The organism is Aneurinibacillus danicus, from assembly GCF_007991215.1.
GTDB classification, from domain to species: domain Bacteria; phylum Bacillota; class Bacilli; order Aneurinibacillales; family Aneurinibacillaceae; genus Aneurinibacillus; species Aneurinibacillus danicus.
The window spans coordinates 16,375-28,875 of sequence record NZ_BJXX01000085.1; the positions used below are offsets into that span (position 1 = coordinate 16,375).

The following is a 12,501-nucleotide window of genomic DNA, read 5'->3' on the forward strand; positions in this document are numbered from 1 at the left end:
GTGAACCCTTTTTAGGCACATGCTGGCTGCCTCCATTGTTCTCTGCAAATAATTACGATTTTTTTACTGTTCATGTATCATTTACTACCATTTATTCAAAAACGATAGTGGAGATCCTTTTCATATATTACAATAAGTTAAAATTTTAGAAAATTTAAAATCATAGAATTTAACAGAAAGAAAGAGGGGATTCATTATGAAAAGCCGTATACTCTCCATTCTCATCTGGGGTGCGATTTCGATCGTCGGCGCGGTAGCCTGGGGATGGCTGGCGCTTGTACGCGGTGAAGAAATCAACGCAGCCTGGCTACTGGTTGCCGCCCTGGCCAGCTATGCGGTGGCTTACCGGTTTTATAGCCGATTTATCGCCCATAAAGTCTTCAACCTAAATGACAGACGGGCCACGCCCGCCGAAGTTCACAATGATGGCAAAGACTATATCCCAACAAATAAATGGGTGGTATTCGGCCATCACTTTGCGGCAATTGCCGGTGCCGGTCCGCTGGTCGGTCCAACGCTTGCCGCCCAGATGGGATATCTTCCCGGCACGATCTGGATTGTTGTAGGCGTTATTCTTGCAGGTGCCGTACAGGACTTCATCATCCTCATCGGTTCCATGCGCCGCGACGGAAAAAGCCTGGGACAAATCGCGAAGGAGGAAATCGGACCCGTAGGCGGCTTGATTGCCATGGTTGGTATTCTTGCCATTATGATTATTTTAATTGCCGTACTGGCGCTTGTCGTCGTTAATGCGCTGGCCGAAAGTCCATGGGGTACCTTCACGATTGCCATGACGATTCCGATTGCGCTCTTTATGGGCTTCTACATGCGCTATATCCGTCCAGGACGCGTTGGTGAAACTTCGTTCATCGGTTTTGCTCTCATGATGTTTGCGCTTGTGGCCGGCCAATGGGTGGCGGAATCTCCGACTCTCGGACCTATGTTCACGCTCAGTCCGGAAGCGCTTGCTATTTTAATGATTATCTATGGTTTTATCGCATCCATTCTGCCTGTATGGATGCTGCTCGCACCGCGTGACTATTTGAGCTCGTTCCTGAAGATTGGAACCATCGGCTTGCTCGGCATCGGTATCATCCTGACGCTGCCGAATCTGCAAATGCCTGCGGTAACGAAATTCATCGACGGAACCGGACCGGTTTTCACAGGTAATCTATTCCCGTTCTTGTTTATTACAATTGCCTGCGGTTCCATCTCCGGGTTCCACTCGCTCATATCGAGCGGTACGACGCCGAAGTTGATTGCAAAAGAAAGCCACAGCCGTATGATCGGTTACGGTGGCATGCTAATGGAATCGTTCGTAGCCATTATGGCTCTCATCGCTGCAACCATTCTGACGCCGGGCACATACTTTGCGATTAATAGTCCGGCCGCCGCTATCGGCACCGACGCTGTGACCGCAGCCCGCACGATTACAGAATGGGGCTTTACCATCTCTGCCGCCGAATTGACGCAGTTGGCCGAAGACGTAGGGGAGAATTCAATCCTATCCCGCACAGGCGGTGCACCGTCGCTTGCGGTCGGTATGTCCGTCATCTTCTCGGCTATTGTCGGCGGTAAAGCGCTGATGGCATTCTGGTATCACTTTGCGATTTTGTTCGAAGCTGTATTTATATTGACTACCATCGACGCCGGTACGCGGGTCGGGCGCTTCATGGTAAGCGAATTGATCGGCAACTTCGCTCCGAAATTTAAAGACACGACATGGCTGCCCGGCAATATCATTTCCAGTGCCGTAATTAGCGTGGCCTGGGGATACTTCCTGTATGCCGGGGTTATCGACCCGCTAGGTGGTATTAAGACACTGTGGCCACTGTTCGGTATTGCGAATCAGATGCTGGCTGCGATTGCTCTGGCGGTCGGAACGACGATTATCCTGAAGATGGGCAAAAAAGCGTATGCCTGGGTTACGCTCGTGCCGCTCTCCTGGCTGCTCACCGTTACGATGACAGCGGCCTGGCAGAAGCTGTTCCATCCCGATCCAAAAATCGGCTTCCTCTCTCATGCCTCCGCTTTCTCAAAAGCGGTGGAGCAAGGTCAGCTGCCTAAGGGCGTAAAAACGATAGAAGCCGCAAAACAGATGATTTTCAACGACCGTGTAGACGCTGTAATGACCGCAATTTTCGCAGGCATCGTGATTTTGCTTATTATCGACTGCCTGAGAGTCTGGATTAGCATTCTGCGCGGCACATACCGCGGTTCGCTGCAGGAGGCGCCTTACGTGGAATCCAAGGGCGACGCGTCTCTCATCTACAACAACCATTCGCACACTGCGTAAAGTAAGGAGGAATAATGTATGTGGCGCGATGAATCATGTCCGCAGCGCACCTATGTTCCGCCGGAAAAAATCAAGGAGTTGTCCGCAAACCATTCGCTTATGCGCCGGGTTCGGTCTACAATCCGGATGATTTTCGGCATCCCGGACTATGAGCTGTATCTTGATTACTGGTACGCGGCGCCTCCAAAAGACGAAGCGGCTCCGCTGTCGGAGAAGGAATTCTTCCGGCAGGCGATTGACGAACGGTACGGAAACGGAAACCGCACACGCTGCTGCTAAGCGGCAGGCATTAAAATAAAAACAACCCCGAATATGGTAACCATCTCCGTTTCCTGAGTCATCTATGTTTTTACTTTTCCCCGTAACCGTTTAAAACACGAAAGAGAAGGGCATTCAAGCGAACGCTCCTTCTCTTTTTCCGTTATTCTACATTAATTTTTAAATGCTGTTTGTACGGCGAAAAATCAATCTGCTTTTTCTTTAAATGAGCGACCAAAAACTTATGATCGCGTGCCGGTGTCGCCAGAATATACCCTTTGATGACAAGGTCATTCGTCATCTTCTCCGCACCTTCCTCAAGCGCCAGCTTGCCGATTTTGGCGGCAATGCTGCGGCGGGCCACATCGCGGAACAACTCCGGAACCGGGCTGACCAGTTCGTTCAGCAGCTCCATCGTATCTTCCGTCCACATATGACGCGTCCTATCAATATAGTGATCCTGCCAATCCAAGTCTGACATTCCATCCTGTTTCGGCATCGATTTCAAAAACTTTCGAAACATGAAGTAACCGCCGATGGCGAACAATGAAATAAGAAGAATCATCCAGCCGATAATGAAAGAACCGAACCATGCTGACATTTCTACAAATCCCCACTTCCCTTTTCGGCATTGACTGTGATATGATGTAGTACCGTAATATAAACAACATAATTATATTGTTTAATATACACAGCCAGTTCCCGTATAACATAAACTGGTTGTTTCTTATTATGCATGATTTTCGTATCGCTTGTCTATATGAGCTATACCCGGGAAATTCATTAATGCAGCAAAACTATACCACAGGGAGGAATGTTCTCATGCAGCAAACGCATAGAGAGAAGGAAAAGCCGTATCGCGTGCTTTTATATTATAAATACGTCCATATTGAGAATCCGGAAGAATTCACAGCTGAACATTTAGTATTCTGCAAAGAACTTGGAGTGAAAGGCCGGATTATCATCGCCGAAGAAGGGATTAACGGCACGCTGTCTGGAACAAAGGAACAAACGGACGCTTACATGGCAGAACTGCGCAAAGACCCGCGCTTTACCGATATCTTCTTCAAAATCGATGAGGCCGATAAGCACACATTCAAAAAAATCTTTGTCCGCCACAAAAAAGAAATTGTAACCTGGCGTTTCGACGAAGACATAGACCCGAACGAGACGACAGGAAAATATCTAAGTCCGAAAGAATTCTACGAGCATCTGCAGCGTGATGATGTGATTGTCATTGACGGTCGTAACGACTACGAGTACGAACTCGGCCATTTCCGTGGCGCCATTCGCCCCGGCGTTAAAACCTCACGTGAGTTCCCGGAATGGATCCGCGAGAATCTGGGCCAGTACAAAGATAAAAAAGTTATCACGTACTGCACAGGCGGCATCCGCTGCGAAAAGCTGTCCGGTTTTCTGATTAAAGAAGGGTTCAGGGACGTAGCGCAGCTGCACGGCGGAATTGTCACATACGGCAAAGATCCGGAAGTGCAGGGACGCCTGTTTGACGGTAAATGCTACGTATTCGACGAGCGAATTTCCGTACCGATTAACCGAACCGAAGAAGATGTAATCATCTCTACCTGTAAACACTGCGGCACGCCAAGCGACCGCTATGTGAACTGTGCGAACCCGTGGTGCAATGTACAGCATTTCTGCTGTGAAGCATGCGAAGATGAACATAAGCGTTCTTGCTCGCCAGAATGTGCGGAGCACAAAGACAACCGCTATGTGAAGGAACAACTTGCAAAACAAGAAGCAAAGGCTGCAGCAGTTAAATAATGTAATTCAAAAGCCGGGGATAGCTCCCCGGCTTCGTTGTATACTTATAGAACTAAATTTATCTATTTCTTTGTTCTCTTATTCCATGTTTTGGTTTATGATAAAAGGAGCAGAAAATACCAGTCAAAAAACATACCATTTCTTAAATTGAATAGGAGTGTGCTCCCTATGATTATGGAAACCGAAAGAAACCAGAATCTTCACGATGAACTTGACTCACTGAAGAGAGCTTGTCTGCGCCTTTACGAATTATTTAATGAAGAAAACACGTTTGTGCTGACCGATACAGAAAAAGTGATTGGATACTGGGAAGGAAAACATGTGAAATTTGGTTTTAAGGTCGGAAGCCCCATCCCCGAAAATAGCACACTGCGCCGCACGCTGGACCAGAAACGGAAGATTAATCAAATCATCAGCGAGAAAGAATCGCCGTTCGGATTCGGTTATTCTGCCAACACGGTTCCCCTGTTTGACGAAACCCGTCGCCTCATCGGCGCCATGGCTATTGCCATGCCGATTCACAAGCAGGAACAGCTGAAGAAGATGGCGTCCGAACTGATGCAGACTTCCGAACAGACCACTCAGGCCACCGAAGAAATTGCGGCGGGAGCAACAGGTATGGCAGACGCGGTCAGCGCTCTTTCCGTAAACTCTCAGAAGGCGCAGAATGCACTGAGCACCGTAGGCAAAGTCATCAACTTAATCAAGCAGGTGGCCGATCAAACCAATCTTCTCGCTCTCAATGCGGCAATCGAGGCGGCACGTGCAGGCGATGCCGGACGGGGATTTGCGGTTGTCGCCGACGAGGTGCGCAAGCTGGCCTCCAGTACGCGGGAAAATGTAGAAGAAATCTCGAAAAATCTCATGGAAATGTCCAGTACCATCGAAGAGATTGTAAAAGAGGTCAAAAACCTCGATAGCCTGGCCCAACAACAGGCCGCAGCCACGGAGCAAATCAGCGCTTCCATGACGTCCCTGGAAGAAAACTCCCGCAAAATGGCGGACGTGTCCGAATCGCTTATTTAGCTAAAAGAAGGAATGTAGAAAAAGAGCAGGCTGAGTATAACTTCGCCTGCTCTTTCTGTTCTATATTGTCTTACTTCGATAACGAGTGAATACTGTGTCCGAGCGCCGCTTCCGCAGCTTCCATCGTCACTTCCGCCAGTGTAGGATGCGCATGGATAGTCAGTGCAATGTCTTCGAGCGTCGCGCCCATCTCGATCGCAAGGCCTGCTTCTGCAATCAGGTCAGACGCTTCCGGACCAACAATTTGTACGCCCAGCACGCGGCCATCTTCCTCGTTAGCCACCACTTTTACAAAGCCGTCCGTTTCATTGACGCTCAGCGCGCGTCCATTTGCAGCAAACGAGAAGCGGCCGGTTTTCACCTTGTAGCCTTCTTCTTTCGCCTGCTCTTCTGTCAAACCAACCGTCGCCATTTCCGGGTCAGAGAAGACGACCGCTGGAATCGCCATGTAGTCGATTTCGCTCGGCTGACCGGCAATGACCTCTGCCGCCACCTTGCCCTCGTAAGATGCTTTATGAGCAAGCGCCGGACCTGCCACAACGTCGCCGATCGCGTAGATGTTCGGTACGCTTGTCCTGCACTGTTTGTCGATTTCGATCAGGCCGCGATCCGTCAGCTTCATGTCGATCGCTTCAAGACCGAGTCCGTCCGTATTCGGGCGGCGTCCAACCGTTACCAGGCAATAATCCGCTTCGAATACCTCTTCTTTGTCTTTAATTTTCGCCGTTACTTTTACGCCGTTCTCCGTCACTTCACTTGACTGCGCCATTGCTTCGGTGTGAATTTCCACACCGAGCTTTTTAAGTTTCTTGCGCACCATTTGCACCATCGGCTTCTCAAAGCCCGGCAGAATGTTCGTCATACCTTCAAGCACGGTTACTTTCGATCCCAGCTTGGCGAATGCCGTTCCCAGCTCGATGCCGATATATCCTCCGCCGACGACCAGCATTTTTTCCGGAATGTGATCAAGCATTAGCGCTTCGGTCGAAGACAGAATGCGCTCGCCGAACGGAAGCGCCGGAATTTCAATCGGACGCGAGCCTGTGGCGATAATGCAGTGGTTAAATTTATAACGGTTTACTTCATAGCCGTGGAATACGCGCACTTCATTTTCGCTTACGAATAACGCCTCGCCCGGAATTACTTCAACGCCGTTTCCTTTAAGAAGGGTTCCTACCCCGCCTGTCAGCTTATTTACAACGCTCTGCTTCCACTCTTGCACTTTCTTCATATCGACAGTTACGCCTTCGACATGAATACCGATGCTTGCGCCTTCTTTCGCCTGTTCGTACTGCTTAGCGGCCGAAATCAGCGATTTGGACGGAATGCAGCCGCGGTTCAAGCATACGCCGCCGACTTCCGCTTTATCCACAACCGCTACCTTCTTGCCGAGCTGGGCGGCACGAATCGCCGCCACATATCCGCCCGGACCCGCTCCGATAACCAGCACGTCAAGCTCTGTTGTAAACTCTCCTACTACCATGCTTTACACCTCCATGACAAGCATTTCAGGATTTTGCAGCAGTCCTTTGATGTAGTTCACGTACAATTGTGCCATTTCACCGTCAATCAAGCGGTGATCGAAGCTTAAGGACAACGCCATAACCGGAGCCACCACGATTTCATCGTTTTCATTTACAACCGGCTTCTTCGTAATGCGGCCTACGCCGAGAATGGCCACTTCCGGATAGTTGATAACCGGAGTGAAGAACATGCCTCCGGCAGATCCGATATTCGTAATGGAGAATGTGCTTCCTTTAAGCTCGTCGGCAGACGCTTTACGCTCACGCGCTTTGGTTGCCAGTTCTGAAATCTCGCCTGCAATCTTCCACAACGGTTTGCGGTCCGCATCTTTGATGACCGGCACGAGCAGGCCTTCATCTGTCGCCGTTGCGATCCCGATGTTATAGTATTTCTTCAATACGATTTCGTTCTTCTCGTCGTCGATGCTTGCGTTCAACTCCGGGAACTCGCGCAGTCCGGCGATCGCCGCTTTGACGATAAACGGCAGGTATGTCAGCTTGACTTCTTTTTTCTCCGCAATCGGCTTGAAGCGTGTACGCATCTCCACCAGCTTCGTTACGTCTACTTCGTCCATAATCGTCACGTGCGGAGCGGTGTACACAGACTTTGTCATTGCGGTTGCGATCGCTTTGCGGATACCTTTCAACGGCTTGCGCTCTTCGAGTCCGCCCTGCGCCGCCTGTGCCGCTGCCGGAGCGGCTGCTGCCTGTTTCGGCTCGGCCGCCGCAGATGCAGGTGCCGCTTGATCCGCCTGTTTCGTCTGATCAGTTTGCGGTGCTGCCGCTTGTGCTTTGCCGCCGCCCTGAGCGAACCTCTCTACATCCTCACGGGTAATCCGTCCGTTTTTGCCCGTTCCCTGCACCTGACGGATGTTGATTCCTTTTTCACGTGCAAACTTGCGTACAGCCGGTGTCGCGTATACGCGCTTATTTTCATCCACAGGTTCAACTTCCTGCTGTACCGGTGCTTTCCCCTGTTCGGTCATCGGTGTTTGTTCTACTTCCGCCCGGTCCGCTTTCTCATTCAGCTCTTCGCCTGCAGCGCGGTCGGTAGCATCCACTGTCCCGCTTTCCGGTTGAGATGCGCCTGCTGCATCGAATTCAACCAGAACGTCGCCGACTACGGCTACTGTTCCCTCTTCCACTTTAATGGACAGTACTTTCCCGTTTACCGGGGATGGAATCTCAACGACAGCCTTGTCGTTTTGCACTTCCATAATAATCTGGTCTTCTTCGACCTGATCGCCTTCTTTAATATGCCATTTTACGATTTCACCTTCGTGAATCCCTTCACCAATATCCGGCATTTTAAATTGGAACGCCATAGATGGAACCTCCTCCTTAGTATTACCGCGAGTTATCTTTCGCAGACAGGATAGACTTTAGAAATCAAGTACTTTATTCAAACCTTCAATCACGCGGGCCGGGTCCGGTAACCAGACATCTTCCGCCGCCGCAAACGGGAACACGGTATCCGGAGACGTTACGCGCAATACCGGAGCTTCCAGGGAAAGAATGGCTTTCTCGTTAATTTGAGCGATAACTTCTGCAGCCACGCCCGCTTGTTTCTGTGCTTCCTGCACGACGATAGCGCGGTTCGTTTTCTCAACCGACTTGATGATCGTTTCCGTATCCAGCGGGCTGATGGTCCGTAAATCGATGACTTCAACCGATACGCCGCGGTCTTTTTCAATCTGTTCCGCCGCTTTCAGAGAAGTCTGTACCATGGCGCCGTACGTAATGATCGTGACATCCTTTCCTTCTTTCACTACATTCGCTTTACCGATTGGAACCGTGTAGGATCCTTCCGGCACTTCACCGCGGAAGGAACGGTACAACTTCATATGCTCCAGGAAGATAACCGGATCGTTGTCGCGAATCGCAGAAATCAGCAGACCTTTGGCATCGTACGGGTTAGAAGGAATAACGACCTTCACGCCCGGTGTCTGCAGGAACAGACCTTCCAGGCTGTCTGCATGCAACTCCGGCGTTTTTACGCCGCCGCCGAACGGAGCGCGGAATGTAACCGGAGAATTGTATTTTCCGCCGGAACGGTAGCGCATACGCGCCGCCTGGGATGCAATGGCGTCAAATGTTTCAAATACAAATCCGAAGAATTGAATTTCGGCAACCGGACGGAACCCCTGCAGACCAAGGCCGACCGCCATCCCGCCGATAGCGGATTCCGCAAGCGGCGTATCGAATACACGTTCTTCACCGAACTCTTTCTGGAGTCCGTCCGTTGCGCGGAATACCCCGCCGTTTACCCCTACATCTTCACCGAACACAAGCACGCTCGGATCTGCTCTCATTTCTGTACGCAGTGCATCTGTAATGGCTTGGATCATGGTCATTTGTGCCATTGTCTATTTCATCTCCTTCTGCTTATACTCATCGTATTGCTCCTGCAGAGCCGGAGTCTTCTCTTCAAACATAATGTCGATCAGGTCGGTCACTTTTTGTTTCGGTTGAGCATCGGCTTTCTTAATCGCCTCGGCGATTTCATTTTTCGCCTGCTCAATTGTTTGATCTTCTTCCTCTTTGGACCAGAGGTTTTTGCTTTCAAGGTACGAACGGAAGCGAACAAGCGGGTCTTTCTGCTCCCACTCCGTCATTTCTTCCTGCGCACGGTAACGGGTCGGATCATCGCCCGCCATCGTATGCGGTCCGTAACGGAACGTCAGGGCTTCGATCAATGTCGGACCTTCGCCAGCAAGCGCACGCTCTCTTGCTTCACGTACGGTCTCGTATACGGCCAGCACGTCCATACCGTCGATTTGCACGCCTTTGATACCTGCCGCTTGCGCTTTGGCCGCGATGGATTCAGCTGCGGTTTGCTTGGAGAACGGTGTAGAAATCGCATAACGGTTATTCTGTACGAAGAAGACGGCCGGTACTTTGTACACGCCGGCGAAGTTTAAACCTTCGTAGAAATCACCCTGCGACGTACCACCATCACCTATGTACGTAATCGCGATACGCTTTTCTTTTTTCAACTTGAAGCCCATTGCAACGCCCATCGCCTGTGTGATTTGGGCAGCAATGATAATTTGCGGCATTAAAACGTTTACATCGTCCGGAATCTGACCGCCGTGGAAGTGTCCGCGAGAATACAGAAACGCCTGATACAACGGCAACCCATGCCAGACGATTTGCGGGATATCACGGTAGCTTGGCAGAATGAAGTCTTCCTTGGCAAGCGCGCTCTGACTTCCGATCATGCATGCCTCCTGTCCCGCTACCGGAGCATAGAATCCGAGACGTCCCTGACGGTTCAAACTGATTGCGCGCTGGTCCCACACACGGGTGTATACCATCCTGCGCATCAATTCTTTCAAAGTGGCGTCGTCGACTTGAGGCATTTGCTTTTGGTCCGTAACCTTGCCTTCAGGCGAAAGAATTTGTAACATCATGACAACTCCTTTTTTAATAAGATTATGAGAAAAGAATATTTACACTACTGTAATAGAACAATATCCCAATGAAACACCTCTTGTTGCACAACAAGTACAGTTTCACGTTTTTGGATTCGCGATGAGTATAGCACTTCCTCATTATCATGTCCAATTTTTTTCACCCATACATATAAAAAACACGGAGGATTGATTCAAATGGACGAGAAACTGCGCAAGCGGACCATCGTGCGCCGCGAGCTTGAAAGCTCCTATCTAAAAGAAACACGCTCTTACAAAGTATATCTGCCGCCGGACTATGATTCTTCACGCGCTTATCCGGCACTGTACGCGCAGGACGGAGAGCAATTCCTCAACTTCGGACGCGGGGCCACAGTCGCTCAGGAAATGATTTTAAACGGCAAACTGTTTCCTTTCATCATTGTCGCTGTTACAGTTTCAAAAGAAAACCGGACGGAAGAATACGGTACCGGGCGCAGCCGAAACGATATTTATAAATCCTTCTTTGTTGAGGAACTGCTCCCGGCTGTCGAAAAAGAATTTGCCGTAAACGATCGCATACTGATTGGCGACTCGCTCGGCGGTACGGTTAGCCTGGACCTTGCATTGGACAGGCCGGATTTGTTTAGTAAAGTGCTGTCATTATCGGGCGCTTTCTACCCTGATGTAATGAAAGGCGTACTGCGCAGGCCGAAACTTTCGCACTTAACTATCTATATGCTTATCGGCCTTCAGGAAACAGCGGTCCCGGTCGGCAGTCAAACAGTTGATTTCCTTAGTTACAACCGTGACATGAAACAAGTGCTCGAACAGCGCGGCGCTTCTGTCACATACGTCGAAAAAGAAGGTGGGCATGATTGGGGCTTCTGGCAAAGCCAACTTCCTAGTGCACTTTCCTTCTTTTTTGGGGTAAAATGAAAGTATGAATTGGACAGAGTTAAAAGCCTATTTTTCTGAAGAAAACTTATTGGCGCTGCTCGCCAAATACGAATCATTCGGGCCGCTGCCGGGAATTTTCATGACGTTTATCGAATCGTTCTTCCCGCCGCTGCCGCTGGTGGCCATTGTTGCAGGCAATGCCGCCGCATACGGCCTGTGGCTCGGATTTCTGTATTCGTGGATTGGCGCATGTCTGGGCGCGGTTCTCGTATTCTCCATTTGCCGCAAGCTCGGACAGCACCGCTTCCTGAACTTTCTTACCCGTCACCCGAAGGTGAATGAGGCGATGAATTGGATGAACCGGCATGGCTTCAGCGCCATTTTTCTGTTCTCCTGCTTCCCGTTTACACCGTCGTCACTTGTAAACGTGGTAGCCGGTCTTTCAAATATTCCAATTAGCCATTTTGTCTCCGCTATCATGCTTGGTAAAGCGATTATGATTTTTGTCGTCGCTTTTATTGGTCATGATGTCATGTCGTTCATCGATCATCCGTGGAAGCTATTGCTGGTGGCTCTCGCCATTTTTGGGCTCTGGCTCATTGGTAAGAAAGTCGAAGCGCGTCTTACCACAATCAAAGAAGGGTAAAAACGTGCAAAAGTGGTAAGCCTTCAAATAAGGCTTACCACTTTTCCTTGTATTGAAATCCGCGCCCCCAAACTTCACTTCATCTACAACGTTATCTATTTGTTGATCACAGCCTGTTCAGCCCGCTTGCCGTACTACCTCGTTTTTCATTACATGGGCTGCATGTCGGTAAAAGGATAAAAGCGGAAACGAGCTTTGCCTTCGATGGCGCTTGCGTCTACAAACGGATCCGGCCATAGATGAGAGTCATAGCTTTCATTCCGATTGTCTCCAAGGAAGAAAAATTTTCCTTTAGGTACGGTAACAGGGCCAAAGTCATACTTCATCGGCTCCTTGATATATGGCTCATCCACCTTTTTTCCATTGCGGTATAGCGCCCCGTCTTTTATCTCGATCGTATCACCGCCGATGCCGATTAGCCGCTTGATGAAACGTTCATCTTTCTTGTCAGGCAGCGGCGGATAAAACACAACAATGTCGCCTCGCTGCAAATCATTCGGGCCGGTCATCTTGTCGACCGCCAGCCTGTCATTAATGTGAATTGTCGGCAGCATAGATCCGCTCGGTACAACGACAGCTTCCCCGATATATGTACGAATGGTCATACTTAACACGATTGCCAACAGAATTACGGGCACCCATTCTTTTATCCACTTTATCATTCGTTTGTGTCCTCCT

General features: G+C 49.9%; 11 protein-coding genes and 1 pseudogene. 6 read left to right on the forward strand and 6 right to left on the reverse strand.

Translation table 11 applies throughout. The annotated features are described in order from the left end of the window. Nucleotides 1-196 precede the first annotated feature (196 nt). Nucleotides 197-2,296 carry a carbon starvation CstA family protein gene (locus ADA01nite_RS10325; protein WP_146809883.1) on the forward strand — a complete coding sequence of 700 codons (2,100 nt, stop codon included), beginning with the start codon at nucleotides 197-199 and terminating at the stop codon, nucleotides 2,294-2,296. A gap of 18 nt (nucleotides 2,297-2,314) precedes the next feature. Further along, on the forward strand, nucleotides 2,315-2,575 hold the full coding sequence (locus ADA01nite_RS10330; RefSeq protein WP_146809884.1) for a CstA-like transporter-associated (seleno)protein: 261 nt from the start codon (nucleotides 2,315-2,317) through the stop codon (nucleotides 2,573-2,575). 142 nt (nucleotides 2,576-2,717) lie between these two features. Here the strand turns inward: ADA01nite_RS10330 and ADA01nite_RS10335 are convergent, their stop codons facing one another. Beyond that, on the reverse strand, nucleotides 2,718-3,155 hold the full coding sequence (locus tag ADA01nite_RS10335) for a DUF2621 family protein (protein ID WP_146809885.1): 438 nt from the start codon (nucleotides 3,153-3,155) through the stop codon (nucleotides 2,718-2,720). A gap of 221 nt (nucleotides 3,156-3,376) precedes the next feature. On the opposite strand from ADA01nite_RS10335, the gene trhO reads away from it, so the two are divergent. After that, nucleotides 3,377-4,336: an oxygen-dependent tRNA uridine(34) hydroxylase TrhO gene (trhO, locus tag ADA01nite_RS10340; protein WP_146809886.1), complete on the forward strand. Its 960-nt coding sequence runs from the start codon at nucleotides 3,377-3,379 to the stop codon at nucleotides 4,334-4,336. Between the two features lie 618 nt (nucleotides 4,337-4,954). Then, nucleotides 4,955-5,168 (forward strand): annotated as a pseudogene (locus ADA01nite_RS23040) (methyl-accepting chemotaxis protein); the annotation flags it as partial. Nucleotides 5,169-5,432: 264 nt separating this feature from the next. On the opposite strand, the gene lpdA reads toward ADA01nite_RS23040, so the two are convergent. Genes lpdA through pdhA form a run of 4 tightly spaced genes read right to left on the reverse strand, consistent with a single transcriptional unit; the run spans nucleotide 5,433 to nucleotide 10,298 of the window. Then, the gene (gene lpdA / locus ADA01nite_RS10350) at nucleotides 5,433-6,845 is read right to left on the reverse strand and encodes a dihydrolipoyl dehydrogenase (RefSeq protein WP_146809888.1); all 1,413 of its coding nucleotides are present in this window, start codon (nucleotides 6,843-6,845) and stop codon (nucleotides 5,433-5,435) included. A gap of 3 nt (nucleotides 6,846-6,848) precedes the next feature. Then, on the reverse strand, nucleotides 6,849-8,210 hold the full coding sequence (locus tag ADA01nite_RS10355; RefSeq protein ID WP_146809889.1) for a dihydrolipoamide acetyltransferase family protein: 1,362 nt from the start codon (nucleotides 8,208-8,210) through the stop codon (nucleotides 6,849-6,851). A gap of 57 nt (nucleotides 8,211-8,267) precedes the next feature. Beyond that, nucleotides 8,268-9,248 carry an alpha-ketoacid dehydrogenase subunit beta gene (locus ADA01nite_RS10360; RefSeq protein ID WP_146809890.1) on the reverse strand — a complete coding sequence of 327 codons (981 nt, stop codon included), beginning with the start codon at nucleotides 9,246-9,248 and terminating at the stop codon, nucleotides 8,268-8,270. Between the two features lie 3 nt (nucleotides 9,249-9,251). After that, on the reverse strand, nucleotides 9,252-10,298 hold the full coding sequence (gene pdhA, locus ADA01nite_RS10365; RefSeq protein ID WP_146809891.1) for a pyruvate dehydrogenase (acetyl-transferring) E1 component subunit alpha: 1,047 nt from the start codon (nucleotides 10,296-10,298) through the stop codon (nucleotides 9,252-9,254). A gap of 198 nt (nucleotides 10,299-10,496) precedes the next feature. Between pdhA and ADA01nite_RS10370 the strand changes: the two genes are divergently transcribed. Together ADA01nite_RS10370 and ADA01nite_RS10375 are read left to right on the forward strand one after the other, a co-directional pair. Then, complete coding sequence (locus ADA01nite_RS10370; protein ID WP_146809892.1) at nucleotides 10,497-11,216, forward strand: alpha/beta hydrolase; 720 nt, start codon at nucleotides 10,497-10,499, stop codon at nucleotides 11,214-11,216. Nucleotides 11,217-11,220: 4 nt separating this feature from the next. Next, nucleotides 11,221-11,823 carry a TVP38/TMEM64 family protein gene (locus ADA01nite_RS10375; RefSeq protein ID WP_146809893.1) on the forward strand — a complete coding sequence of 201 codons (603 nt, stop codon included), beginning with the start codon at nucleotides 11,221-11,223 and terminating at the stop codon, nucleotides 11,821-11,823. A gap of 149 nt (nucleotides 11,824-11,972) precedes the next feature. Here the strand turns inward: ADA01nite_RS10375 and lepB are convergent, their stop codons facing one another. Beyond that, complete coding sequence (lepB, locus tag ADA01nite_RS10380) at nucleotides 11,973-12,485, reverse strand: signal peptidase I (protein ID WP_146809894.1); 513 nt, start codon at nucleotides 12,483-12,485, stop codon at nucleotides 11,973-11,975. Nucleotides 12,486-12,501: the final 16 nt, after the last annotated feature.